The sequence below is a fragment of the Enterobacter sp. BNK-22 genome (assembly GCF_048684805.1).
In the GTDB taxonomy this organism is placed as follows: domain Bacteria; phylum Pseudomonadota; class Gammaproteobacteria; order Enterobacterales; family Enterobacteriaceae; genus Enterobacter; species Enterobacter quasiroggenkampii.
Genome location: NZ_JBLQTT010000001.1, coordinates 1,038,531 through 1,063,385, shown reverse-complemented (window position 1 = coordinate 1,063,385; position 24,855 = coordinate 1,038,531). Strand labels below are relative to the sequence as shown.

Sequence of the window (24,855 nt, the reverse complement as noted above, 5' to 3'; positions counted from 1 at the left end):
GCCCTGCTTTCGCGCGACGCTAGACGGCAACGCGGCGGCTGATTTCAACCACCCGATCGCTGGGAAGGTGGTAGTGGTTGATGACGTGCGTGCAGTTGCGCTTCATGAAGGCAAAAATGTGTCGTTGCCAGGCCGCCATACCGGCCCCGCCTTCGCCTGCCACAATGGTTTCATGCCCGACATACCAGGTGGCGTCGTCCGTGGCAAAAATTGCGTTAATCTCGCTGACGCCCTGCAACAAACGCGGGATGTCCGGGTGTTCCATAAAACCATATTGCGCCACGCCGTGCCAGTAGCCCGGCGCGCGCTGCTCCACCCTGATACGCTGCTCTTCTCCGACGTAGGGCACGTTGAGAATATCAATGGTCAGCGACAACACGTCCTGCTGTAGCGCCCGGTTTCGCGCGACATGCCAGCGCATTACCGGTGGGATATTGTTCTGCGTGCGGGTCAAAAAGACGGCAGAGCCCGTCACTCTGGGCACCGTCTTTTGCTGAAGCTGGGCAAAGAACGCATCCACGCTGACGCCCTTCTCGCCCACCGACGCGGATACCGCCTGCACGCCGCGATGCCAGATCAGCATCACCGTACAAATGGCGGCGGCCATCAGCAGCGGGATGTAGCCGCCCTCAAGGACCTTAATCAGATTGGCAAATAAGAAGGTGGCATCGATCGTCAGGAAACAGAGGGCGATAACCCCGCTGCTGAACAGGCTCCAGCGCCATACTTCCCGCATAGCGACAAACAGCAGTCCTGTCGTCATCAGCATGGTTAACGACACGGCAATGCCGTACGCCGCGGCAAGCTTGTCGGAGGATTTAAAGAACACCACCAGCCCTATCGTCACCACCATCAGCAGCCAGTTTATTATCCCGATATAGATCTGACCGTAGCTTTCTGCCGCCGTCTGTTTGATGCGTAGCCGGGGTAACCAGCCGAGCTGAATCGCCTGACGCGTCATGGAAAAAGCGCCGGTAATAATCGCCTGACTGGCAATGATCGTCGCCAGCGCGGCAAGAATGATGAGCGGCACCTGCAGGGCTGGCGGACAGAGCGTATAGAATAGATTTTGTTTGCTGTCGGCACCGGCCAGAATCAACGCTGACTGACCAGCATAGTTGAGCAGCAGCGAAGGAAAGACGACGCCGTACCAGGCAAACCAGATGGGCTTTTTACCGAAATGCCCCATGTCGGCGTACAGCGCCTCGGCCCCCGTCACGCAGAGAAATACGCCCCCCAGGACCAGGAAACTGGTGTACCCGTTCGAAAACAAAAACGCGATGCCGTAAGCAGGATTAAGGGCCAACAATACCGAGGGGTACTGAACGATCCCCCGCACGCCCAGGGCCGCAATCGCCAGGAACCACAGCGCCATCACCGGGCCAAATATCTTCCCTATGCGGGCGGTACCAAAAGGCTGGATCAGGAACAGCGCCAGCAACACCGCAACCGTGAGGGGTAAGATGTACGGCTGGGACTCCGGAATGACCATCTCCAGCCCTTCCAGGGCGGAAAGCACGGAGATGGCCGGGGTTATCGCGCCGTCACCGTATATCAACGCGGCGCCAATTAGGGCGGCAAAAATGACCCAGCGACCGCCTTTGCCTTTTTCCACCAGAAGCGACATCAGGGCCATAATGCCCCCCTCGCCATGATTATCAATTCGCATGGCGAAGGCGGCATACTTGATGGAGGTCACCAGGATGAGCGTCCAGGTAATCAGGGAGAGCAGGCCCAGGATGACGTCGGGCGTCGGGTCATGCTCAGAGAGCGAAAGCACAGTCCGGAAGGTATAAAGCGGGCTGGTGCCGATATCACCAAAAACAACACCCAGCGCGCCCCCTGCAAGCAGGGTTAACCGGGAGAGAGGTTGGGACGGTTCACTGCTGTGGCGCGGGCTCATATTTTCCAGCAAGAGTCAGATAATCCTTTAAAAAACATAGCTCATCTGCCCCGCCCGCGCCAACCGCTGCCCCTGTTTTACCACGCGGTTTACTGCGGATTGACCTTCGCCAGGCTGAACCAGATCCCCACTGCCAGCAACAGCAGCATGCCGCCCGCACTGCCCAGCGCCACGCTGTGGGAGGTAATAAACGCACTTTTCGCCGCCTCAATCACCGGCTCCGCCAGGGACGGCGTCAGATCCTGCGCCACCTTCATCGCTTCCCCAATCGATGACGAGGCTTTATCGATGAGCGAGGCATTCAGCCCCTGCGGCAGGTCAATCGACGCCGAGAAGCTGCGGGTCAACAGCAGACCAAAAATGGCGATCCCCAGCCCAGCCCCCAGCTCATAGGACATGGTTTCAATCGCCCCTGCGGCGGCGGCTTTCTCCTTCGGCGCAGCAGCCATAATGGCGGAAGTCGAGGCCAGCAGCGCGCTGGCGGCACTGAAGCCGAGCAGCACCATCAGCCCCCACGCCTGCCACTGCTGCGTGCTGAAGTCGAGCGTCGACAGGCCGATAAAGCTGACGGCGCTGAGCCCCATGCCCCCCGCAGCGACAATGCGTAGCCCCAGACGGCCCACCAGCACACCGGCAATCGGTCCGCTGAACCCGCTAGCCACCATTACCGGGAGCATAAACATGCCCGCCTCGAACGGCGTAAAACCATGGACAAACTGCAGCTCCTGCGCCATCAGCAGCTCAAACCCGACCAGGGCAATCATGGCGGTCATCGCCATCACCACGCCGCTCAGAATAATGCGATGGCAGAAGAGACGCATATCGATCATCGGTACGCGGGCACGAAGCTGAAAACGCACAAAGATAAACAACAGCACCGAGCCGGTAACCAGCGCGGCGGCCACCAGCCACGGCGACAGTACGCCCTTAAGCGCGGTTTTGGCGCTGTAGACCAGCAGCAAAATCGCCACAATCAGCATGATGGCATGGCTGATATTCAGCGGCTGCTCCGGGCGGCCCTGCTGACGGGGCACAAAATGCGCGGCCAGGGACACGACCACCAGCACGATCGGCACGTTGATTAAAAACACCGATCCCCAGTAAAAATGCTCCAGCAGCATACCGCCAATCAGCGGGCCAAACGCCGCCCCGCCGGAACCGACCGCCGCCCAGACGCCGAGCGCGATGTTGCGATCTTTCGCGTCGGTAAAAAGCGTGCGGATCCCTGCCAGGGTGGCCGGAATAATCATCGCCGCACCGATCGCCAGCGAGGCGCGCGCCGCGATCAGCCATCCTGCTGAGGGGGCAAACGCAGCCGCCAGCGATGACAGACCAAACAGCGTACTGCCGATCATCAACAGCCGTTTAAAACCGATGCGGTCACCCAGGGCGCCCATCGGCAGCACCATACCCGCCATCACCAGCGAGTAGATATCGATGATCCACAATAATTCGTTACCGCTGGCGCCCAGCGTCATGCTCAATGTTGGCGCCGCCACGTGCAGCACCGTCGCGTCAATCGCGACCGGGATATACACCAGCACGATAATCACTAACGCTAACCACTGACGAAACATAAATTTCCTTTTCATTTTAAACCTGGACACATGTCCAGATTGCGATCCTACGTAAAGTTGAACGCGTGTCCAGCTTTTTGTTACACTCGTTTCGTTCCCATTGAGAGTGAGTAACGATGCGATATCTGAGCAAGGATGAACGGCGCGAAGCCATCTTACAGGCCGCCATGCGCGTGGCGCTGGCCGAAGGACTGGCGGCAATGACGGTACGCCGCGTTGCGGCTGAAGCCGGCGTCGCGACCGGACAGGTTCACCATCATTTTACCTCCGGCGGGGAGTTAAAATCGCTGGCCTTTGTACGGTTAATCCGCGAACTGCTGGATGCGGATGTTGCGGGTGAACAGGCCGGATGGCGGGAACAGCTTCATGCCATGCTCGGCAGCGATGACGGCAGGTTCGAGCCTTATATTCGTCTCTGGCGTGAAGCGCAGATCCTGGCCAGCCGCGATGCCGACATTAAGGGCGCCTATGTGATGACCATGGAGATGTGGCATCAGGAAACGGTGGCGCTGATTAACGCGGGAACGGAGGCCGGGGTATTTCGTCCCGGCGATCGGGCGGAAAATATCGCCTGGCGCTTGATTGGGTTGGTGTGTGGTCTTGACGGGATGTATATCTTAAACATGCCCGAAATGGATGAGGCCGCGTTTAACAACCATCTGGATAAGTTAATCACGCTCGAGTTGTTTACTACCCCGTCTCAGCCGTGATGTTGCCGGGTGGCGGCTACGCCTTACCCGGCCTACAGCCCACCTCTTTGCGCATTATTTCCCGGCCTGAGGGTGCGTATCAAAGCCCGCCATCACCGCCGTCAATTCTGCGAGTGAAAAACCGTGCTTAGGATCGTCAACGCCCAGCCCAAAGCGTTTCTGCATCAACTGGTAAAGCGCCTCAGCATCCGGCAAGTGGATCTGCTCCTCCACATGACCGTTCTGCCAGTGGGTAAAGTTGAAGTTGGTCAGCGTCAGCTTGCCGCCGTCCGGCAGATGGCGGCACATCAGCAGATGATGGCGGAAGTGCGACTGCGGCCAGTGCGCCGACCAGAAATTCCCCATCACGTAATCACTGAAATACTGTGTCGTCAGGTCGAAATGGTACATCGACTGCCAGTGCTCGTGGTGACGGAACTGCAGCACCCAGTCGTTACCCTCGCTCAGCAGACGATACAGGCCGTGCGGCGTTTCCTGTTCCTCACCTGCGAGCAGACGAATTGGCGCCGTCAGCGTCTGGCCGCCAAACCCCACGTCCGCAATCCAGCGCTCGCCGTTAAGCTCAACCAGCAGCAGGCGGTGCGTGCGCGGCGGCATTTGCGGCGGGCTCGCTAATACCACGCGTCCCAGCACGCTGCGTACCGTGAAGCCGACTTCACGCAATACCCGCTCAAACAGGCCGTTTTGCTCAAAGCAATATCCTCCGCGACGGGCGGTGACCAGCTTGTCGACCAGACACCGATCGTCAAGCTGGATTTCTCGCGGCAGCACGACGTCAATATTCTCAAAAGGGATCGCACAGTTATGGTGTAAATGCAGCGCGCGCAGGGTATCGATATCCACCCGTGTCGGTTGCGTCCAGCCGATGCGGGCGAAATAGGTGGTCAGGAATGGGGGCATACATCAGTTTCCTTTGATTGTGATGTTCTGTTTATAAACTAATTTTACGCACTCACTTTGATTTACGTGCTTTTTCGTCATACTCATCGTTACAGATGAGGAGATCCTATGAGCCACTTTCGCCCTGTTGAATTACGTCATGCCAGCCGTCTGCTGAACCACGGCCCTACCGTGCTGATCACCAGCCGCGATGAAAGCCTGGACAGACGTAACGTTATGGCTGCCGCATGGTCAATGCCCGTTGAGTTTGAACCGCCACGCATCGCGATAGTCGTGGATAAAAGTACCTGGTCACGCGAGCTGATCGAACGCAGCGGGAAATTTGGCATCGTTATCCCCGGCGTGGCGGCAACCAACTGGACTTACGCGGTCGGCAGCGTCAGCGGGCGCGATGAGGACAAATTCAACTGCTATGGGATCCCGGTGGTGAATGGCCCGGAGCTCGGCCTGCCGGTCATTGAAGAGAAATGCCTGGCGTGGATGGAATGCCGGTTATTACCCGTGACCTCCGCGGCAGAGAAATACGACACCCTGTTTGGTGAAGTGGTTTCAGCGGCAGCGGATGAACGGGCGTTTATCACCGGACGCTGGCAGTTTGACGGGGATAAGCTCAATACCCTGCATCATCTTGGGGCCGGGACGTTTGTGGCGAGCGGGAAGATGGTGAAGGCGCTGGATTGAGAAAACCCGTCCCCTATGGGCTGAGGCATGCCCGGTAATTTTTAAGCAGAAGCAATAAGTTGCTTTCATGATGGCTGTAGGCTTTCAGCGACGCCCTGGTCCGGCTGTAAATCGCCGAAGCGTTTCCGTAAGGCCGGGGCGAGGCGCAGGGATGCGCCGAGAGGGTGTGGCCTGCAGGGATGCAGGCTCATGCCCGACCCGATAGCCTGAAGGAATAAGCTGAGGGCACCGCGAAGCGGCGATTTACCGCCGGGAGCCTGGGTTGCCAGGGCGGCGGCGATTGAGCCGCCCTGGCACGTTCACAGGAATTGTCGTTACAGAATAGCAAGGAACATAAAGTGAACGGAATAACCTCCACAGCCGTATGTTCCCCCTCACCCAGCCCTCTCCCTCTGTACGGTCCGGGGACATGGTAGACAGGTGTTCGGGGACATGGTGAACACTTTTTAACATCCTTTACCCATGGTGATCGACTGTTTCTTCAGGTCGATCACCCCCACTTTCGTGCTGTACCACCACACTTCGTAACAGCCATCCTCCTGCGTCTCCTTCAGACCGACCCGCTCTCCCCTGAACGCCTTACCCGCGCTCAGACTGTTACCTCTGACACTCAGCTTACCGCTGATATCCACTTTCCTGACCATCACCCCTTCGTCATATTCCGGTGGCGCTGTGTTGCTGCTGTACTGGCGTGCAGACGGCTGATACCGCGAGGCCGGTACCGCCATATCCAGCGCCTCGTGCGGGCGTTCAAGGTTATAGACCGTCCGCCAGTGGTCAAAGGCGCGCTGCAGTTCATCCCTGTCCGCGAACCACTTCCCCTGCAGCACTTCCGCCTTCAGGCTGCGGTGAAAACGCTCCAGCTTACCCTGCGTCTGCGGATGATACGGCCGGGAGTGCCCCACCCGGATACCCTGGCGCATCAGCCACAGCTCCAGTGCCGTCCAGGTGCCGGTGGTGTCGCCCCACGGTGAGCCGTTGTCCATGGTCATCCTGTCCGGCAGGCCGTAGCGTTCAAACACGCTGACCAGCTGCTGTTGCACGGTCTCACGTCGTTCATCGTTACAGTGCGCCAGGCACAGGGAAAAACGGGAGTGGTCATCCAGCAGGGTGAGCGGATGGCAGCGGCCGCCACCGAAGGGAAAGTGGCCCTTGAAATCCATCTGCCAGAGCCGGTTCGGGGCATCATGTTCGAAGCGCCCCATGGCCGGGATGCCCGGTGATGCGCCCGGCAGCAGACCGTGACGGGCCATCAGATTATGGACGGTGCTGAAGGCGGGCATACGGTGTCCCCGGTCTTCTAGCCAGCGTTTAATCTTGCGGGCTCCCCAGCGTGCAAGGCGTTCATGTGCCATGCGCAGCAGGACAGTGATGTCGTCAGATGAGCGGTTCGGGGAATGACGGGGAGTGCGGGGGCGGTCCTGAAGTCCGGAGGCGCCTTCCACAGCCCAGCGCTGAAGCCACTTGTAGCCGGTGGCAGGGGAAATGCCGTAGTGACGGCAGAGGGAACGGATGTTCGCCCCGTCCTGCGAGGCGAACAAAACAAACTCGGTACGTAATGACATGGTATCTCTCGCATCCCAGGGCATAAGCGACTCCATAAACGGGTTCTTATGCCTTAGTTGTAAGTGTCTACCATGTCCCCGAACAAGTGTTCACTATGTCCCCGGACTGTACACCCTCAAGGGAGAGGGTGAACGTACTACTTCGCACGCCGTGAAATAATCTCATCCGCAACATTCCGCGGGGCTTCCGCAAAATGGTGGAACTCCATCGTGTACGTCGCGCGTCCCTGGGACATCGAACGCAATGTCGTGGCATAACCAAACATTTCTGCCAGCGGTACGTCGGCGCGGATAATCTGGCTGCCGTACTGCTCTGCCATCCCCTGCACCATGCCGCGTCGGGATGAGAGATCGCCCATGATGTTACCGGCGTACTCTTCCGGTGTTTCCACCTCCACATGCATGATCGGCTCAAGAATCACCGGATCCGCCCTGCGGGCCCCCTCTTTAAAGCCGAGGATCGCCGCCATGCGGAACGCCATCTCCGAGGAGTCGACGTCGTGATACGAGCCAAACGTCAGCGTCGCTTTAACATCGACGACCGGATAGCCCGCCAGCACGCCGCTGTTCATCGCTTCACGCAGTCCTTTCTCAACGGACGGAATATACTCACGCGGCACCACGCCGCCCTTAGTGGCATCTTCAAATTTAAAGCCACTTCCAGGCTCCAGCGGCTCCAGGCTCAGCACCACATGACCGTACTGGCCTTTACCGCCGGACTGTCGGACAAATTTGCCTTCGATATCCTTCACCGTTTTACGCAGGGTTTCACGGTAGGTCACCTGCGGACGACCGATATTTGCTTCGACGCCAAACTCACGCTTCATGCGGTCGACGATAATCTCGAGGTGTAACTCACCCATCCCGGAGATAATGGTCTGACCGGACTCCTCGTCAGTGTGCAGGCGGAAAGACGGGTCTTCGGCCGCCAGGCGCTGCAGGGCAATGCCCATTTTCTCCTGATCGCCTTTGGTTTTCGGCTCAATCGCCAGCGAAATCACCGGATCCGGGAACTCCATGCGCTCAAGCGTAATGACGGCGTTCGGATCGGTGAGCGTGTCACCGGTGGTTACGTCTTTCAGCCCGACGCAGGCCGCGATATCCCCGGCGCGCAGTTCGTCCACCTCGTGGCGATCGTTGGCATGCATCAGCACGATACGCCCGATGCGCTCTTTCTTCCCTTTCACCGGGTTATACACCGCGTCGCCTTTGCGCAGCACGCCAGAGTACACGCGGATAAAGGTCAGTTGTCCGACGTACGGGTCGCTCATCAACTTGAACGCCAGAGCCGAGAACGGCTCATCATCACTCGGGTGACGCTCCGCGTGCTGCCCTTTTTCATCCACGCCATCAATGGCCGGCACGTCCAGCGGCGACGGCATAAGCTCAATCACCGCATCGAGCATGCGCTGTACACCCTTGTTTTTGAACGCGCTGCCGCACAGCATCGGCTGGATTTCGCCCGAAATGGTGCGAATACGTAGCCCTTTGATAATTTCCGCTTCCGTCAGGTCGCCGGTTTCCAGGTATTTGTCCATCAGTTCATCGCTGGCTTCCGCCGCCGCAGAGACCATTTTTTCCCGCCATTCCTGAGCGGTACTGACCAAATCGTCCGGCACGGGCGCATAGGTAAACACCATGCCCTGCGTCGCGTCGTCCCACAGAATGGTGCGCATCTTGATCAAATCCACCACGCCGGTGAAGTGATCTTCGGCCCCCACCGGAATGACAATCGGCACCGGATTAGCCTTCAGGCGTTCCTGCATCATCCGCACGACGCGGAAGAAATCGGCGCCCGGACGGTCCATTTTGTTGACGAAGGCCAGACGCGGAACGTGATATTTATTGGCCTGACGCCAGACGGTTTCCGACTGCGGCTGCACGCCGCCCACGGAGTCATACACCATCACGGCACCGTCGAGTACGCGCATGGAACGCTCCACCTCAATGGTGAAGTCCACGTGCCCCGGGGTGTCGATGATGTTGATCCGGTGCGGTTCATAGCCTCTGTCCATGCCTGGCCAGAAGCAGCTAACCGCCGCGGACGTAATGGTGATCCCGCGCTCTTGCTCCTGCGCCATCCAGTCAGTGGTTGCCGCGCCATCGTGTACTTCACCCAGCTTGTGGCTCATCCCGGTATAAAACAGGATGCGCTCAGTGGTGGTGGTTTTACCGGCATCGATATGCGCGGAGATACCGATGTTGCGATAACGTTCGAGAGGGATGGGTCGGGGCATGATATTTCCTTAGTCACTATGACATGTTTGTGACGACCAGGATGGTCGTGCATTCGTTCGTTTGCTATAATAGTCCTATTGTACGAGTATTATCGAACTATTTTTTAAGGGTTGACCTATTGTTGATATAGCTCAATCTGACGCCATACGCAGGAAAACGATGATCCCTAACCACCCTGAAACTGAACAAATACTCCTGGAAAATGTGCTCTTTGCCCTCGGCAACCCGCTCCGGCTATCGATTATTCGCCGGCTCGCCGATGGCAGCGAACTGAGCTGCAACGCGCTGCGCCCGGAAGATGTGGTGAAGTCCACGATGACCCATCACTGGCGCGTATTGCGCGACAGCGGGGTCATCTGGCAGCGTCCGCAGGGACGCGAAAACATGATTTCATTGCGACGAGACGATCTGGATACCCGCTTTCCAGGGCTGATGGCGATCCTGCTGCAGGTTAAGTAACTTCTGTCCCTTCCAGGCGATAGACCGGGATCTGCCGGGTTGTTTTGGTGAGCGTATCGAACACCTCGGCGTTGGACGTCACGATCCGCATCCCTGTTTTGCGTAGCCGTTGAACATCAGCCGCGATGCGCTGAATGCCAAACCAGAAAAGCCCGTCGAGCGCAGTCACAGACAGTCCGTTTTCCAGCGCCAGTTTGAGGCGCTCCTTTGGCGCTTTCACCTGCTGGGCAATTTGCCGGTAAGACGCTTCCGTCGCACCCGTGGCGTCACTGCGCTGGATACGCGTCTTCAGGTGATAGGTAAACTCGTCAGGTATGCCGTCCAGATCCCGTTTAAGGCTGTAGACGCAGCCAAAGCGCTTGCCGTTAAACAGAACATTTTTCTGACTGAGCTGAAGCTCTTTTCTGACAGCGTCAATCAACTGGGGCGCGCGGGTGAGAAGCAGCCTGAAGGGCAGCTCGAAGCTGGTGACGTAGTCCACATTAAGCAACGCGAGACGCAGACGATCCTCCGCACCGGCCTTTTGCTCACGACACTCCTCCAGCACCTCCGCCCACTGGCGCGTCAGGCGCTCTGGTTCGGCGGCTTCGGTCAGGAGATATTTTTCAATCTGATAATCAACTCTTCCGGTCATCGTGTGGTATCCCGTCGCTGTGGCTGCGGTAATTCTATACAGCGCGGTGAGTTTTATAAAGGACTGAACCGCAGCGACACGCTGTAAATGTCGTTGCGATTCAGTATCCTGAGGTTTCGAATCAGTGCGCCATAACCCAGCCCATCAGCAGCGTGGCGAAAATGACCGTCGAGGCACCGCCGATACGCGTCGCAATCTGCGCGAACGGCATGAGCGACATGCGGTTGGAGGCGGACAGAATGGCCACATCTCCCGTACCGCCCAGCCCACTGTGGCAGCAGGTTACAATCGCCGCTTCCACCGGATACATATTCAGACGCGACGCAATCACGTAGCCGCTCAGCGCCATCGCAATCACCACCGATCCGCATACCACTACATAGCCCACCGAGAAGACCGACACCACGCTTTCAAGCGGCACGTATAGCATCCCGAGGCCGATCATCAGCGGCCAGACCAGCGCAGCCGAAACGAATTTATAGCAGCTGTGCGCACCCTGCTCCATTGAGGCCGGGATCACCCTGAAGTATTTACACAGGACGGCAATCAGGATCATCAGCACCGGGCCGGGAATGTGGACCAGTTTTTCAAACAAGCCTCCGACGATGAAAAACGCGCACACCATCAGCAATCCGCCGCCCATCAGATGAAAATCCGTCTGCTGTGCGCTTTGCGCCCCGGCAAACAGGCTGGCGTCGTCTTTACTCCGCGTGAGCATGCCATTTCCCGAAAGCGCAGGACGTTTCGTCCCGAGACGCGCCAGCGAGCCCGCACAAATAATGGCGAAGATATTTCCGACGACCGCAGCGGGAGCCAGCTGCGCCACGTAGACGTCCGGCGTCTGCCCCAGGATTGCCGAATAGGCCAGAGACAGGGGCAAAATCCCCTCGCCAATTCCGCCGCCAATGATAGGGACAATGATAAAGAAGAAGGTGTGGTAAGGCGTATACCCAAACAGCGTTCCCACAATAAGCCCGCTCAGCACGGCCATCAGTGTCCCCGCCACCAGCGGAACAAACATGCGCATCATGCCCTGGATCAGCAGCACCCGGTTCATCCCCAGAATACTGCCGACCACCAGGCAGGCGATGACGAAATAGAGCAGATTCGCCTCCTTCATCAGCAGATGCACCGTATCAAGGGTTTGTTTCCCGAATGCGCCAAAATAGACCAGCACGGAAGGCACCATCAGACACAGGATCGCCGGGCCGCCGATGTCCTTCAGCACGGGGATTTGACGCCCCACTTTGGCAAACGCAAAGCCAAGGGTCATGATGACCGCCAGTCCGCCTATCATATTTTTCGGCAGCAGCCCTGCCCAGGCGGACGTCGCCACAATCGCGGCAATCCCCACGAACAGCATCAACGGGACTGCGCCAACCTCGGTATTGTTGAGCCCAAAGGCGAAACGCGAGGTCGACAGCTCAGAAGTCGGTACAGGATTATCTTTCATATAATCACCTGAAATTTGTGTTCGGATATGCAGAGAACGGAATAAACGAAAAACTATTCCTGATTCAAATAAATGTTCTTAAATAGAAAATAAAAACTTTGGTGGCCTTTTCTAAAAACAGGCTCAGCGTGAAATTAACATACCCCCCCAAAGAGAAATGTGAACACAATAGCCCTTTCCTTTTAAATAATTTAATTCATTATTATGTAACTAAAGTTATTCATGACATTCAATGCAATTCTTTTGAAATTAATAAAACCAGAAAGAATGTGAACCTTGTCACTCCTGATCCGTTAGCTAAGCGCTAAATTAGCTCCCCAACAAAACACAGAAAACTCCGTGCCTTTATCATCCTTAAAGTCACTGTTTCTACTCGTCTTATTTCTGTTTCGTTTAAATATTCAGGAGTTGACCATGTCTCGTAAAGACGTTCTGTACACGCCCTATAATGGCGCCGTACTGCTGGAAAATCCGTTATTAAATAAAGGCCTCGCCTTTATTAAAGAAGAACGGGATAATTTTAATCTGCATGGATTATTGCCGCATAACGTTGAAACCATTGAAGAGCAAACCGAGCGCGCCTGGGTGCAGTTCTGCCATTTTAAAAGCGATATTTCCCGTCATGTTTATTTGCGCAATATTCAGGACACCAATGAAACTCTCTTTTACAACCTCTTGCGTTCGCATCTGAAAGAGACGTTACCGATTATCTATACCCCGACGGTGGGTGAAGCCTGCGAGCATTTCTCCACGATTTATCGCCGCGCGCGCGGCTTGTTTATTTCATGGCCTAACCGCCATCGTATTGATGAGATGCTGCAAAGTTTCTCGCGCAACGACGTTCGGGTGATTGTGGTAACGGACGGAGAGCGCATTTTAGGGCTCGGCGACCAGGGTATCGGCGGTATGGGCATTCCAATTGGCAAGCTGTCGCTGTATACCGCCTGCGGAGGGATCCATCCGGCCTCCACCCTTCCGATTATGCTGGATGTCGGCACCAATAATCAGCAACACCTCGACGACCCGATGTACATGGGCTGGCGTCATCCGCGCATCAGCGACGACCAGTATGCTGAGTTTATGGATATGTTTATCAGCACGGTTAAGACGCGCTGGCCCAACGTTCTCCTGCAATTTGAAGACTTTGCACAGAAAAACGCCACCCGACTACTCCAGCGCTACCGCGATCAGCTGTGCTGCTTCAATGATGATATCCAGGGCACGGCAGCCGTCACCGCGGGGACGCTGATCGCAGCGGCCCACGCGGCGGGCACACGCATTCGCGATCAGCGCGTGGTCTTCCTCGGCAGCGGCTCTGCGGGATGCGGGATCGCTGAAAAAATTGTGGCGCTGATGGTCGATGACGGCCTGAGCGAGTCGGAAGCCCGCAGCAGGATCTTCATGGTCGATCGCTTCGGCCTGCTGACCGACGACATGACCAACCTGCTCGATTTCCAGAAAAACCTGCTTACCGCGCGCGACGCCGTAAGCCGCTGGCAGGTAGACGCGAAGAATATTTCCCTGCTGGACGTGGTGAAGAACGCACATCCAACGGTGATGATCGGCGTTTCAGGTCAGCCGGGGCTGTTCAGCGAAGAGATCGTCAAAGAGATGCATCGCCACTGCCCGCGCCCGATTATCATGCCGCTCTCGAACCCAACGTCGCGGGCGGAGGCCCAGCCGCAGGATCTCATCGCCTGGACCCAGGGGGCCGCGCTGGTGGCCACCGGCAGCCCGTTCGCGCCGGTATTCTGGGAGAATGCGCACTACGAGATTGCCCAGTGTAACAACGCCTATATCTTCCCGGGCCTGGGGCTTGGCGTTCTGGCCTGTAACGCGCGCCGGGTGACGGAAGAGATGCTGATGGCAGCAAGCCGCAGCCTGGCCGCCCAGTCTCCGCTCGTGACCACAGAAAGAGGAGGATTACTGCCGCCGGTAGATCAGATTGAAACGGTCTCGCGCCAGATTGCCGTTGCCGTCGCCCGGGCAGCCATTGAACAAGGCATAGCGCCATCGTTAGATGATGAAACCCTGATGGCGCGTATCGAGAAAACCTGGTGGCAGGCGGACTATGCGCCGTACCGCCGGTCTGCACTGTAGCGCCGGTCATGCCCTCACCGCAGGGTGAGGGCATCGCTGTGGTGTTAGTGCTGTATGCCTGAGCGGTCAGAAAAATCGCTGGCGGAGAGACTATCACCCCGAGTTGCCGCCTGTTTCAGACGGGCATACCGATCAGGTACCCCTTCAGGACGGGTTTTGAAGCGACGGTGCAGCCACATATACTGCTCTGGGGCCATGCGTACGGCCTGCTCAATTGCCCTGTTCATCTGCGTCGCCACGGCTTCTTTATCGCCGCCCTGCAACGCCTCACTGATATCCTCCAAAATAATCAGCTCGTAACCGGTGCCATCCGCCCTGCGACGCGGCACAAAGGGGATGACGGCAGGCTTAGCGCTTTTGACCAGCATATAGCTGCCCGCCGTCGTTGCGGCATCCGGCACCGCAAAGAACGGCACAAACACGCTGTTGGTTTTGCCATAGTCGTGGTCCGGGGCGTACCACAAAATTTCATTCTGCTTCAGCGAGCGGATCATGCCCTTTAAATCATGGCGATCGAGCATGGTTTTGTTGGAACGCAGACGTCCGCGCGTTTGAAGCCAGTCCAGCAGAGCATTGTTATTAGGGCGATACACCCCGATACCGGGGTTGAGCATGCCAAATATCCGCGCGCCCAGCTCAAGCGTCAGAAAATGCATCCCCACCAGCACCACGCCTTTTCCCTGCGCCCTCGCCTTTTCCATGTGCTCATACCCCTGCACGGTAAAGCATTTCTTCACCCGCCACGCAGGCCAGAACCATGCCATCCCGGTTTCAATCACCCCCATTCCTACCGATTCAAAATTACGCTGCAGCAATGACTCGCGTTCATCCTTTTTCATCTCCGGGAAACAAAGTTCCAGGTTGCGGCGGGCAATCTCGACGCGGCGAGGAAGTAAGCGCATCGCCAGTCGCCCCAGGCCATGACCGATTCTGAACAGAAGCGGATAAGGGAGCAGCATGATGAGCCACAGAGCCGCAATGCCGGCCCAGCTTAGCCAGTAACGGGGATGAAGAAAGGCGAATGAAAAACGGGGTAATTTTGTCATCAGAAAATTATCCTTTAACGTGTCTGTCCTTAATTGATTCTGTTGAAGATCTTTCCTAAGGATGAATAATATGCCAGTCAGAAACGTTAAGTGTAGCGGATAAGACAAAACGCATTTTTATCGATTTTTGCGAAAACGGGAAAACAAGCCGGGGAGGATTTATTCGCTCCCCGGCAGAAGATCTTACATCGAATACCCGGGCTTCTTAATAAGCTCCTCCAGCTTCGGTCCAATTTCGGTATCCCAGACCTGCGCCTTCCAGTCTTCAGGCGCGATCTGCTTCAACGCCACCGACACGGAACTGTCTTTGCTGTTGAAATGGCGAATAATCACGTCGGCAATATCTGCCGCCAGGGCAGCTTTTTGTTCGTCGTTCAAATCACGGGGAAAACATTTGATATCTACGTGTGGCATGTACAGGCTTCCGGTTGTGAATGAGGGTTCCACGTTATCAGATAATATTGTTTGCCTTTAACACCTTGTGCAGTTCCGGTCGCTGACATACGGCGTCCGCAATCGCCGTGAATTTAGGGGTATTTTCGGCAAACCAGGCGTGACGGGGCCCCCAGGTGCGCGCTACCGCAATATACACATCCAGCAGCGTCAGCCGTTCCCCCAGCGCAAACGGGGCAGCCTTAAGCTGGCTTTCGAACCACAAATAAAGAGATTTCCGGTATTCGATGCAGTTTTTCTGCAGCTGTTCCGGCGCATCCGGCACCCAGCGTTCGGGATAGTCTGCATAGGTAAACGTGGGATAGACGTTGGCCACAAACCAGATGAGCAAACGCTGAAACTGCTGACGCTCTGCCTGCCCCACGGGTGGAGCAAGATCGGGACACCGGTCGAGCACCATCAGGGCAATCGCCGCTGTTTCGGTCATGATGGCGCCATTTTCCAGCTCCAGCGTCGGCACCTGGCACAGCGGATTGAGCTTGTGCAGCAATTCACGCTGCGGACCGGGCTGGTCAAACCCATCCACGTTGATAAATTGATAAGGGATATCAGCCAGGGTCAGCATCACCTCACTGATTGCCGAGCCCCAGCCGGGTACGCCATAAAGTTTAATCATGTTGCCCTCTCAGGAGTGAAAATCCTAAGTGTAGAGCACCATTAGTATGTTATCCCAGGCGGGTTGACCTCCGATTGCGCCACCGCTTCGCCCTGCTCGCCCCAGCGCGCCAGCACCTTCTGGTACTCTCCGCGCTCAATCGCACCGTTCAGCGCGGCCTGCAGGGCATAAACCAGTTGATTGCCTTTTTTGGTCGTGGTGGCGACATAAGCTTTCTTCGGCCCTAAACCGACCACGCGGGTTTTGCCGGTGAGCGCCGCTTTGTAAGCTGAAACCGACTGGGGGCCAAAGAACACATCCGCCCTGCCGGACTGGATATAGAGATTGCCTGAGGCATCGTCGTGAAGATAGACCGGCAGCGCAGGCGCCCGCCCCGCCTTTTTATTTTCTTCGTTCCAGCCCAGCAGGATGCGCTCCTGATTGGTACCCGAGCCGACAATCACCCTTTTCCCGGCCAGATCTTCCGCGCTTTTGATTGACTGAATCTCGTTGGTGGATTTCACCGAAAATGCCAGCGAATCGACGCGGTAGGTCGCAAAATCAAACTTCTCTTTACGCTGTTCGGTCACCGCAATGTTCACCAGCGCCACGTCGTAGCGCCCGGAAGCGATTCCCAGCGGCCAGTCTTCCCACGCCGTCGGCACCAGCTTTAGCTTCAGCCCCAGGCTGCCCGCCAGCAGGCGGGCAATATCCGGGTCGCTGCCGATCCGCGTGCGGTTATCGCTGGCCAGCAGCGCCAGCGGCGGGGAGTTCAGCATCGAGACGGCGACCGTCAGCGTACCTGGCTCAACGAATTTATAACCGGCGGGGATTTTCGCCACGGCCTGCCGATCCACCGTCACCGGCAGCGGCTGCTCGTTGGCTTTCAGATCGATGCTGGCGTGGCTCGCCGTCGTAAAAAGCAGTCCTGCCAGAAGTCCATATTTCATCTGCGCTCCTTACAGCACTTTTGACAGGAACTGGCGCGTTCGCGCGTGCGACGGGCGGTTCAACACCGCGTCGCTGCTGCCCTGTTCCACGATTTTTCCGTCGACCATAAACACCACCTGATCCGCCACCTCGCGGGCAAAGCCGATCTCGTGAGTGACCACCACCAGCGTAGTGCCGGACCGGGCCAGTTTTTTGATTACGTCCAGCACTTCCCCTACCAGCTCCGGATCCAGCGCCGAGGTGGGTTCATCAAATAGCATCACGCGGGGACGTAACGCCAGCGCGCGGGCAATCGCAATGCGTTGCTGCTGGCCGCCGGAGAGATGGCGGGACCAGGCATCGGCTTTGTCCCGCAGCCCGACCACGTCCAGCAGGCTGTACGCTCTTTCCACCGCCTCTCTTTTGCTGAGCTTTTTATGCGCGATGGGCGCTTCAATCAGGTTTTCCAGCACCGTGAGATGGGGAAAGAGATTGAAGTTCTGAAACACATAGCCCACGTTGACGCGCTGTTTGAGGATCTCTTTCTCCTTCAGCTCGTAGAGCTTGTCGCCCTGACGACGGTAGCCAATGTAGTCCCCGTCGATCTGAATAAAGCCTTCGTCGACGCGCTCCAGGTGGTTAATGGTACGCAGCAGCGTCGATTTTCCCGACCCGGACGGCCCGAGGATGACCGTCACGGATCCCGGCGGGATCTCAAGCGACACGTTGTCGAGCGCCTTATGGCGTCCAAAATATTTGCTGACGCCGGTAATCGAGATATGTCCTTCAGGAGAGGCTTGCATGGATAGGCTCCTGTGCTGGCGTGGTGGTGACAGAACGGGTACGACGGGCGGCACGGTTCTGATTAACCGCAGAGCGGCGTTCGCTGCGGGCAAGTGCGCGTTCAACACCGTACTGGATAGCGGACAGGACGGTGGTGATCGCCAGGTACCAGGCGGCACCAACCATCAGCAGCGGGATCACCTCCTGCGTGCGGTTGTAGATCATCTGGATGGTATAGAACAGCTCCGGCATTGCCAGGACGTACACCATCGCTGTGCCCTTGGCGAGGCTGATGATTTCATTGAACCCCGACGGCAGAATGGTACGCAGCGCCTGAGGCAAAATGATGCGCACCGTGCGGCGCCAGGCCGGCAGACCGAGCGCGGCGGCGGCCTCATACTGCCCGTGATCGACCCCGAGGAAACCACCGCGAATGATCTCGGCGGTATAGGCGCTCTGCACCAGCGTTAGCCCCACCACGGCGGTAGAGAACTGCCCCAGCACGTTGATGGTTTCAAAACTGCCCCAGGTGATGCTGGTAAACGGCACGCCGAGCGAGAGCGTGTCGTAGAGATAGGAAAAGTTGTACAGGATAATCAGCACGACGATCAGCGGCAGCGACCGAAACAGCCAGATGTACGCCCACGCCAGGCTGCTCAGCAGCCAGGATGACGAGAGTCTCGCCAGCGCCAGCATGCCGCCAAACACCACGCTCAGCGCGGTACCGATCAGCGTCAGCAGCAGGGTCTGCCCGACACCTTCGAGGATCACCGGGTCGAAGAACCAGCGGGCGAACACCGTCCACTCCCAGCGCGGGTTAAAGGCTACGGACTGAATCACGACCGCCAGGACAAACAGCGCCACCGCGGCGCCGACGGCCCGCAGCGGATAACGCGCCGGGACCACCTTAATGGTTTCAACGTTGCTCATCGTCGTTCCTCATGCGGTTTTACTGAACGCTTCACGTACCAGCGTTTTGGTGAAACGCAGCCGACCGTCAAACGGCGGCTGGCTATACTCTTCCGGATCGCGGTTCAGATCGAACTGCGGCTGATAGCCCTGGCTAAGATAGAGCCTGACCGCTTCCGGCTGACGAAAGCCGGTTGTCAGGTAGATTTGGCTATAGCCTGCCAGCACCGCCCTGCGCTCCAGCTCCTGCACCACGCGCCCGGCAAGCCCCTGCTGACGCAGGGTTTTGTCCGTCCAGATACGTTTGATTTCCGCGGTGCGTTCGTCGAACGGTTTGTACGCGCCGGTGGCGATAATCTTCCCGTCGCGCTCCAGGACGATAAACAGCCCCTGCGGCGCCAGATACCACTCGGTGAGCTCCACTTCCGCGTCTTTAGAGAAGTAGTCCCCGTAGCGGGCCGCATATTCCCCGAACAGCCCCTCGATAATGGGCTGAAGTTCGGCATCTTCCGGTGATACATCACGAAATCGTTCGCTCATTACGCCTCCTTAATCGCCCAGGCCAGCCGGGTTCACTTCGGACTGAGGAATGCGCTCAACCCCTTCCCCCCAGCGGTTCAGCACTTTGTCGTAATCGCCGTTTTTGATGACGCCGTTCAGCGCGGTTTGCACCGGCTCAACCAGTCCGCTGCCTTTTTTCAGCGTCACCGCGATGTGTGCCGCCTTCGGCCAGCCGCCGTCGACGCTGCCCACCAGTTTGGTTTTCCCGTTCAGCGCCGCTTTCCATGCGCCAATCACGTTCGGGCCAAAGTAGGCATCCGCGCGTCCGGACTGCAGCGCCAGGGTTTGGGCCGCATCGTCTTTGGTGTAGATCGGGGTAAAGGGCTTCAGCCCCTTCTTCAGGTTTTCGGCATTCCATGCCAGCAGGATGGCCTCCTGGTTGGTGCCGGAGCCGACGATAATCTTCAGCCCGGCGATGTCTTCCGCCTTCTGCAGCGACGTAATCGGGCTGGTGGATTTCACGTAAAAGCCGAGGGAATCCTTACGATAGGTAGCAAAATCAAACTTCTGTTTGCGCTCTTTAGTGACGGTGATGTTGCTGATGGCGGCATCGTATTTCCCGGACGCCACGCCCAGCGGCCAGTCCTCCCAGGAGGTGGGCACCACATTGAGCTCCAGCCCGAGGCTGTCGGCGACCAGACGCGCGACGTCAACTTCGCTTCCCAGCAGCGTTTTGTTGTCGTCGGAGAAGACCGTCAGCGGCGGCTGATTGAGTCCCGCCACCGCAACGGTAAATTTCCCCGGCACGGCAAAGCGATAGTCTTTCGGCAGTTGGGCTACCGCCTCGCTATTTTTCGCGGTGTTAATCGGGGTTTTATTGGCCTCGATGCTCACACCGGTGCCGTTAATATTGACGTTCTCTGCCCAGACGGCAGGGGTAAAGGCCAGCGCGAGCGCCAGAATAAGCGATGATTTCTGCATAGCGGGGTTCTCTTTTATTGTTGTGTGTACTGGTTTTTCGGTTGGTCTAAGCCAAGGCTTTCACGCAGCGTGGTGCCCGGGTAGTCGGTACGGAACAGGCCGCGGGCCTGAAGAATGGGCACCACCTGGTCAACAAAGCGCGGGAAGGTGTCCGGCGTGCCGCCCTGAATAATGAAGCCGTCTGCGGCATAGCCTTCAAACCAGGCCTGAAGACCGTCTGCTACCTCCTCCGGCGTGCCGGAAAAGCGCGGGCGCGGCGAAGCGGCCTCCAGCGCCACCTGACGCAGGGTTAAGTTGCGTTCGCGGGCGTTACGCTTGATTTCATCGGTGGTGCTGCGGAAGCTATTTTTGCCTAAGTCGCCGATATCCGGGAACGGCTCGTCGAGCGGATACTGGCTGAAGTCGTGATGTTCAAAATAACGCCCGAGGTAATTGAGGGCGTCATTAATCGACACCAGCGCCGCCGTGGTCTGGTACTGGTTTTCCACATCATCGGCATCTTTCCCCACAATCACGCTGACGCCCTGGAAAATATGGAGATCCGACGCGCGGCGGCCGTTTGTTTCCAGCTGCTGTTTTACGTCGCGGTAAAAGGCTTTTGCCTCATCGAGCGTCTCGTGGTGGGTGAAAATGGCGTCGGCATGTTTCGCCGCCAGCTTTTTCCCGTCGTCCGACGCCCCGGCCTGAAAGACAATCGGGCGACCTTGCGGCGTGCGGCCAATATTCAGCGGACCGGCGACCTGGAAGAAGTCACCGTGGTGATCGAGCGTATGCAGTTTCGCCGGGTCAAAAAACTGGCCGCTCTCTTTGTTACGAATAAACGCGTCCCCTTCCCAGGAATCCCACAGCCCTTTCACCACGTCGAGATACTCATCCGCAATCCGGTAGCGCAGCGCATGCTCGGGGTGTTTTTCGCGGGAAAAGTTCTTGGCCGACCCTTCCAGCGGCGAGGTCACCACGTTCCAGCCCGCGCGGCCGTTGCTCAGGTGATCGAGGCTCGCGAACTGGCGCGCCGTGGTGAAGGGCTCGCTGTAGGAGGTGGATAAGGTTCCCACCAGCCCCAGGCGCGAGGTGATGCTGGCCAGTGCGGAAAGCACGGTTAACGGTTCAAAACGATTCAGAAAATGGGGGATCGATTTCTCGTTAATATAGAGGCCATCGGCCACGAAGAGAAAATCGAGCTTCCCTTCCTCGGCCTTTAACGCCGTCGCTTTCACAAAGTCGAAATTAATACTGGCGTCGGCGATCGCTGCAGGATGGCGCCAGGCGGACATATTCCCGGATGCACCATGCAGAATGGTGCCCAGCCGCAATTGTCGTGTTGCAGACATATTTACCTCTCCTGAATTAAACGTGTTGCAGGGCTTTTTCCGCAAGCTGTGCAAAATAGCGGGCGGCGGGCTCAATCAGTGCTTCATCCGGGTTAAAGGCCGGGTGATGTAAACCAAACGGACTGTTGCTGCCAATGCTGACAAACGCGCCAGGAACAGACTGCAAATAGACCGCAAAATCCTCCCCGCCCATATGCAGTTCCGCGTGCCGGGTTTCATATCCGGCCTCACGCGCGACCGAGGTGGCAAAATCAGCCCAGCGCTCGTCATTGACCAGTGCGGTAGGCCCGGCATACCAGGTGATATCAATCTGCGCGCTGAAGGCGCTGGCAAAACCGGCGGCGATTTCGCCCACGCGGGCTTTCACATTCTGCTGCACTTCCGTGCGATGGGTTCGCAACGTGCCTTCCAGCTCGACGCTTTCCGGCAGCACGTTCCAGGTGTTGCCGCCCGCAATGCGGGTCACGCTCAGCACCACCGAATCCAGCGTGTTGACGTTGCGGCTGGCGACGCTTTGCAGCGCCGTTACCAGCTGGCTCGCCAGCACAATCGCGTCGTTGCCTTCATGAGGACGTGCGGCGTGCGCGCCTTTGCCGGTAATGCGGATCACAAAGCGGTCGACGTTGGCGTAGAACGGCCCGCCGCGGGTGGCGAACTCACCGACCGGCAGGCCGGGCTCGTTGTGCATACCGAAAATCGCGCTGACATCGCGCAGGGCACCGGCGCGCACCATGCTCTTCGCACCGCCAAAGTTCTCTTCAGCAGGCTGAAACAGGATACGCACCCGGCCGTTAAGCGAGGCCTCCCGCTCTTTCAGCTTTAACGCGGCGCCGAGGATGACGCTGGTGTGAATATCGTGTCCGCAGGCGTGCATCACCCCTGCATGCTGTGAGCTAAACGGCACACCGCTGCGCTCCTCGATCGGCAGCGCGTCAATGTCGGCACGCAGCGCAACCAGCCTGCTGCCCGTTCCGATTTCCGCCACCAGCCCGGTCGACAGGTCGTAAGGCTGTGGGGTGATCCCGGCGTTGGTCAGCCACTGGCGCAGGCGCGCGGTGGTTTCGACCTCCTGGCCGGACAGCTCCGGGTTCTGGTGCAGTTCGCGGCGCCAGGCAATCAGTTGTTCGCCAAAACTCATACGGTGACCTCCTTGTTAAGACGCGCCCCGGCAAGCAGTCGCAGCGACGCAACGCGCGTAGCCCCCTCCGCTACCGGCGTGTCGATGATAAATTCGTCAATGCCCCACTGCTGATGCAGCGCGTTGAGCTGTTCCACTACCGACTCAGCGGTGCCCGCCAGCAGCGACTGCGCCCGACGTGCAATGCGCACCGGCTCACTGCCCGCCTGGCGTGCAAACGCGTAGGCCTGCTCTTCGCTGGCCACGGTGACACGCTGCCCGTTTGCCAGCTCAACGCCCCACACTTCGACCTTCTGCGCCAGCGCGTCTGCCTCAGCCTGCGTCGGCGCGACAATCGCCTGCACCGCCACTATCACGTCACGCGCGCTGTTCTCGCGCCAGGTCGATACCACCTCGCGCAGCAGTTCCGGGTCACCGTTCAGGTGTGCGGCAAACACAAAGTGCCAGTCGAGCCTGGCGGCGAGCAGCGCGCTTTCGGTACTCGCGCCCAGCAGGAAACCCTCAGCAGGCAACTGCGGCAGCGGCGTGGCGCGGACGGCCTCTTCAATAGCGTGATGCTCAGGACGGATCCAGCGGTCAAGCTGGGCCAGTTGTTCGGCAAAGCTGCCCTTTTCCTGTTGATTCAGGCCCTGCTGCAGCGCGCGGGTTGAGAGCGGTAATCCGCCGGGGGCTTTCCCGACGCCGAGATCGACGCGGCCAGGCGCCAGCGCGGCCAGCACGTTGAAGTTCTCGGCGACTTTATAGGGGCTGTAGTGCTGAAGCATTACGCCGCCTGACCCGACGCGAATGCGCGTGGTTTGCCCGAGGATCCAGGCAATCAGCAGCTCCGGCGAAGGACTGGCAAGCTGTGGGGTGTTGTGGTGTTCGGCAATCCAGAAGCGGTGATAGCCCAGATTTTCTGCCTGCTGCGCCAGCGCCAGGGTACGCGCCAGTGCATCGGCAGCCGTTTCGTTTTCAGCTATGGGGCTTTTATCCAGAATGCTGATTCGCCATGACATGTTGCGTTCTCGTTTGACTTAACATGTCGACATTATTAAAGGCGCATTTCACCACTGAGAAACAATTAATTTACATTTAGTTTGCCGGAAAACAGATATAAAAAACCCTGCTAAGAATAAGACTTTAAGGAGGCAATCAGCGATTCCACCTGCTCCCGACGGGTAATGCGGACGAAGCGAATATGGCTATATTGCGGGTTTTGCAGATCGGCTTCATAGCGCGTACGGTTATTACGCCAGGTTTTCATCGTCCAGATGATAATGGATTCTCTGCTGAAGAACGCGCGCCGGAAACTCTCTTTATTCCCCGTTCCCGGCCAGAGCTCGTGCTTATGCCAGGCCCGCTTTATTGCTCGCGTGACGGCCTGCCAGAGGGTGCGGGTAAACCCGTAATCCACCCACACCACCACATCGACATCGCGCCATTTCACAGGCCGCGTGCGGTTGTAGTTACCGTCAAGCACCCAGTCTGGCGAAGCCTGTAGCGCCTGCGCCAGCTTTGCCTGAAATTCGTCGTCCGGCGTGCCCTGCCAGTCAGAGCGCCAGTAGAGTCTGTCCATCTCGATACAGGGAATAGCCAGTTCGGTCGCAATCTGCTTCGCCAGCGTGCTTTTTCCACTCCCGCTGGTTCCTATGACGTTAATTTTCATCTCAGCCTCCCTGTATTCACGAAAATGAGACCAAATCATAGCGTTTTCATTCTGTTAACGAAACGCTATTTCAGCATGACAATTTTTCCAGGGAGGCGATCTCCCTCTTGCAGTTTGGCTTATGTCATTTATTTAAATCGATTCAAAATAACACCCACTAAAATATTTTCAATTTTATTACATTCGACAACATTAACATATTAAAAATAATGGATACCGGGTATTTCGGAGGTTCTCAATTTCAGCGAGAATATGCACAGATCGTTATTAAAATAATCACTTTTATCTTGCCGGAGCGCTTTCCGGGTTTTTATTCTTGC

Annotated in this window: 21 protein-coding genes and 1 pseudogene; 4 read left to right on the top strand and 18 right to left on the bottom strand. The window is 57.5% G+C overall.

Going from position 1 to position 24,855, the window contains the following annotated elements; genetic code table 11:
* Positions 1-19: 19 nt before the first annotated feature.
* Positions 20-1,903, bottom strand: a complete 1,884-nt coding sequence (locus ACMGGE_RS04880) for a potassium transporter Kup (RefSeq protein WP_420294172.1) — start codon at positions 1,901-1,903, stop codon at positions 20-22.
* Positions 1,904-1,992: 89 nt separating this feature from the next.
* Entirely contained in the window at positions 1,993-3,480 is a 1,488-nt protein-coding gene (locus tag ACMGGE_RS04875) for an MFS transporter (protein WP_420293432.1), read from the bottom strand.
* A 116-nt stretch (positions 3,481-3,596) separates the two neighbouring features.
* Here ACMGGE_RS04875 and ACMGGE_RS04870 point away from each other — a divergent pair, with 116 nt between their 5' ends.
* Complete coding sequence (locus tag ACMGGE_RS04870; protein ID WP_069719164.1) at positions 3,597-4,190, top strand: TetR family transcriptional regulator; 594 nt, start codon at positions 3,597-3,599, stop codon at positions 4,188-4,190.
* A 54-nt stretch (positions 4,191-4,244) separates the two neighbouring features.
* Here ACMGGE_RS04870 and nhoA read toward each other — a convergent pair whose 3' ends face one another.
* A complete protein-coding gene (gene nhoA, locus ACMGGE_RS04865; protein ID WP_420293431.1) occupies positions 4,245-5,090 on the bottom strand; it encodes an N-hydroxyarylamine O-acetyltransferase in 846 nt (281 codons plus the stop codon).
* A 108-nt stretch (positions 5,091-5,198) separates the two neighbouring features.
* Here nhoA and ACMGGE_RS04860 point away from each other — a divergent pair, with 108 nt between their 5' ends.
* Positions 5,199-5,771, top strand: coding sequence for a flavin reductase family protein (locus ACMGGE_RS04860; RefSeq protein WP_334756158.1), 573 nt, complete (start codon positions 5,199-5,201; stop codon positions 5,769-5,771).
* A 446-nt stretch (positions 5,772-6,217) separates the two neighbouring features.
* Here ACMGGE_RS04860 and ACMGGE_RS04855 read toward each other — a convergent pair whose 3' ends face one another.
* Together ACMGGE_RS04855 and fusA are read right to left on the bottom strand one after the other, a co-directional pair.
* On the bottom strand, positions 6,218-7,360 hold the full coding sequence (locus ACMGGE_RS04855; RefSeq protein ID WP_420293430.1) for an IS481 family transposase: 1,143 nt from the start codon (positions 7,358-7,360) through the stop codon (positions 6,218-6,220).
* A 113-nt stretch (positions 7,361-7,473) separates the two neighbouring features.
* A complete protein-coding gene (gene fusA, locus ACMGGE_RS04850) occupies positions 7,474-9,573 on the bottom strand; it encodes an elongation factor G (RefSeq protein ID WP_039262847.1) in 2,100 nt (699 codons plus the stop codon).
* Between the two features lie 160 nt (positions 9,574-9,733).
* On the opposite strand from fusA, the gene ACMGGE_RS04845 reads away from it, so the two are divergent.
* Entirely contained in the window at positions 9,734-10,033 is a 300-nt protein-coding gene (locus tag ACMGGE_RS04845) for an ArsR/SmtB family transcription factor (RefSeq protein ID WP_008501755.1), read from the top strand.
* Here ACMGGE_RS04845 and ACMGGE_RS04840 read toward each other — a convergent pair.
* Positions 10,026-10,667: a helix-turn-helix domain-containing protein gene (locus ACMGGE_RS04840; protein ID WP_252073242.1), complete on the bottom strand. Its 642-nt coding sequence runs from the start codon at positions 10,665-10,667 to the stop codon at positions 10,026-10,028. The genes ACMGGE_RS04845 and ACMGGE_RS04840 overlap by 8 nt on opposite strands.
* Positions 10,668-10,788: 121 nt before the next feature.
* Positions 10,789-12,120 (bottom strand): 2-hydroxycarboxylate transporter family protein, encoded by a 1,332-nt coding sequence (locus ACMGGE_RS04835; RefSeq protein ID WP_048029843.1) that lies wholly within the window; start codon positions 12,118-12,120, stop codon positions 10,789-10,791.
* A gap of 414 nt (positions 12,121-12,534) precedes the next feature.
* On the opposite strand from ACMGGE_RS04835, the gene ACMGGE_RS04830 reads away from it, so the two are divergent.
* A complete protein-coding gene (locus tag ACMGGE_RS04830; protein ID WP_420293429.1) occupies positions 12,535-14,220 on the top strand; it encodes an NAD-dependent malic enzyme in 1,686 nt (561 codons plus the stop codon).
* 44 nt (positions 14,221-14,264) lie between these two features.
* Here ACMGGE_RS04830 and ACMGGE_RS04825 read toward each other — a convergent pair whose 3' ends face one another.
* The 11 genes and pseudogenes from ACMGGE_RS04825 to ACMGGE_RS04775 form a co-directional block, all read right to left on the bottom strand.
* Positions 14,265-15,266: a Kdo(2)-lipid IV(A) acyltransferase gene (locus ACMGGE_RS04825; protein ID WP_420293428.1), complete on the bottom strand. Its 1,002-nt coding sequence runs from the start codon at positions 15,264-15,266 to the stop codon at positions 14,265-14,267.
* A gap of 183 nt (positions 15,267-15,449) precedes the next feature.
* The gene (gene pptA / locus ACMGGE_RS04820) at positions 15,450-15,680 is read right to left on the bottom strand and encodes a tautomerase PptA (protein ID WP_008501760.1); all 231 of its coding nucleotides are present in this window, start codon (positions 15,678-15,680) and stop codon (positions 15,450-15,452) included.
* A 37-nt stretch (positions 15,681-15,717) separates the two neighbouring features.
* Positions 15,718-16,335: a glutathione S-transferase family protein gene (locus ACMGGE_RS04815; protein ID WP_090392456.1), complete on the bottom strand. Its 618-nt coding sequence runs from the start codon at positions 16,333-16,335 to the stop codon at positions 15,718-15,720.
* Between the two features lie 41 nt (positions 16,336-16,376).
* On the bottom strand, positions 16,377-17,264 hold the full coding sequence (locus ACMGGE_RS04810; protein WP_262811396.1) for an ABC transporter substrate-binding protein: 888 nt from the start codon (positions 17,262-17,264) through the stop codon (positions 16,377-16,379).
* 9 nt (positions 17,265-17,273) lie between these two features.
* The gene (locus tag ACMGGE_RS04805; RefSeq protein WP_048029837.1) at positions 17,274-18,047 is read right to left on the bottom strand and encodes an amino acid ABC transporter ATP-binding protein; all 774 of its coding nucleotides are present in this window, start codon (positions 18,045-18,047) and stop codon (positions 17,274-17,276) included.
* Positions 18,031-18,957 carry an amino acid ABC transporter permease gene (locus ACMGGE_RS04800; RefSeq protein WP_262805187.1) on the bottom strand — a complete coding sequence of 309 codons (927 nt, stop codon included), beginning with the start codon at positions 18,955-18,957 and terminating at the stop codon, positions 18,031-18,033. Before ACMGGE_RS04800 ends, ACMGGE_RS04805 begins: the two co-directional genes overlap by 17 nt.
* A 9-nt stretch (positions 18,958-18,966) precedes the next feature.
* On the bottom strand, positions 18,967-19,476 hold the full coding sequence (locus ACMGGE_RS04795) for a GNAT family N-acetyltransferase (protein WP_008501765.1): 510 nt from the start codon (positions 19,474-19,476) through the stop codon (positions 18,967-18,969).
* A gap of 9 nt (positions 19,477-19,485) precedes the next feature.
* Positions 19,486-21,749 (bottom strand): annotated as a pseudogene (locus ACMGGE_RS04790) (NtaA/DmoA family FMN-dependent monooxygenase).
* 16 nt (positions 21,750-21,765) lie between these two features.
* Positions 21,766-22,887 (bottom strand): amidohydrolase, encoded by a 1,122-nt coding sequence (locus ACMGGE_RS04785; protein ID WP_045908821.1) that lies wholly within the window; start codon positions 22,885-22,887, stop codon positions 21,766-21,768.
* Positions 22,884-23,885, bottom strand: a complete 1,002-nt coding sequence (locus ACMGGE_RS04780; RefSeq protein ID WP_420293427.1) for an LLM class flavin-dependent oxidoreductase — start codon at positions 23,883-23,885, stop codon at positions 22,884-22,886. Before ACMGGE_RS04780 ends, ACMGGE_RS04785 begins: the two co-directional genes overlap by 4 nt.
* Before the next feature lie 110 nt (positions 23,886-23,995).
* Positions 23,996-24,535: an AAA family ATPase gene (locus ACMGGE_RS04775; protein ID WP_048029836.1), complete on the bottom strand. Its 540-nt coding sequence runs from the start codon at positions 24,533-24,535 to the stop codon at positions 23,996-23,998.
* Positions 24,536-24,855 lie beyond the last annotated feature (320 nt).

Coding starts and splice junctions, on each gene's coding strand:
- ACMGGE_RS04785 (WP_045908821.1), bottom strand. CDS start 22,887: ATGAGTTTTGGCGAACAACTGATTGCCTGGCGCCGCGAACTGCACCAG.
- ACMGGE_RS04835 (WP_048029843.1), bottom strand. CDS start 12,120: ATGAAAGATAATCCTGTACCGACTTCTGAGCTGTCGACCTCGCGTTTC.
- ACMGGE_RS04795 (WP_008501765.1), bottom strand. CDS start 19,476: ATGAGCGAACGATTTCGTGATGTATCACCGGAAGATGCCGAACTTCAG.
- ACMGGE_RS04830 (WP_420293429.1), top strand. CDS start 12,535: ATGTCTCGTAAAGACGTTCTGTACACGCCCTATAATGGCGCCGTACTG.
- ACMGGE_RS04775 (WP_048029836.1), bottom strand. CDS start 24,535: ATGAAAATTAACGTCATAGGAACCAGCGGGAGTGGAAAAAGCACGCTG.
- ACMGGE_RS04870 (WP_069719164.1), top strand. CDS start 3,597: ATGCGATATCTGAGCAAGGATGAACGGCGCGAAGCCATCTTACAGGCC.
- ACMGGE_RS04880 (WP_420294172.1), bottom strand. CDS start 1,903: ATGAGCCCGCGCCACAGCAGTGAACCGTCCCAACCTCTCTCCCGGTTA.
- ACMGGE_RS04800 (WP_262805187.1), bottom strand. CDS start 18,957: ATGAGCAACGTTGAAACCATTAAGGTGGTCCCGGCGCGTTATCCGCTG.
- ACMGGE_RS04875 (WP_420293432.1), bottom strand. CDS start 3,480: ATGTTTCGTCAGTGGTTAGCGTTAGTGATTATCGTGCTGGTGTATATC.
- nhoA (WP_420293431.1), bottom strand. CDS start 5,090: ATGCCCCCATTCCTGACCACCTATTTCGCCCGCATCGGCTGGACGCAA.
- ACMGGE_RS04845 (WP_008501755.1), top strand. CDS start 9,734: ATGATCCCTAACCACCCTGAAACTGAACAAATACTCCTGGAAAATGTG.
- ACMGGE_RS04855 (WP_420293430.1), bottom strand. CDS start 7,360: ATGCCCTGGGATGCGAGAGATACCATGTCATTACGTACCGAGTTTGTT.
- ACMGGE_RS04860 (WP_334756158.1), top strand. CDS start 5,199: ATGAGCCACTTTCGCCCTGTTGAATTACGTCATGCCAGCCGTCTGCTG.
- ACMGGE_RS04780 (WP_420293427.1), bottom strand. CDS start 23,885: ATGTCATGGCGAATCAGCATTCTGGATAAAAGCCCCATAGCTGAAAAC.
- ACMGGE_RS04810 (WP_262811396.1), bottom strand. CDS start 17,264: ATGAAATATGGACTTCTGGCAGGACTGCTTTTTACGACGGCGAGCCAC.
- pptA (WP_008501760.1), bottom strand. CDS start 15,680: ATGCCACACGTAGATATCAAATGTTTTCCCCGTGATTTGAACGACGAA.
- fusA (WP_039262847.1), bottom strand. CDS start 9,573: ATGCCCCGACCCATCCCTCTCGAACGTTATCGCAACATCGGTATCTCC.
- ACMGGE_RS04825 (WP_420293428.1), bottom strand. CDS start 15,266: ATGACAAAATTACCCCGTTTTTCATTCGCCTTTCTTCATCCCCGTTAC.
- ACMGGE_RS04815 (WP_090392456.1), bottom strand. CDS start 16,335: ATGATTAAACTTTATGGCGTACCCGGCTGGGGCTCGGCAATCAGTGAG.
- ACMGGE_RS04840 (WP_252073242.1), bottom strand. CDS start 10,667: ATGACCGGAAGAGTTGATTATCAGATTGAAAAATATCTCCTGACCGAA.
- ACMGGE_RS04805 (WP_048029837.1), bottom strand. CDS start 18,047: ATGCAAGCCTCTCCTGAAGGACATATCTCGATTACCGGCGTCAGCAAA.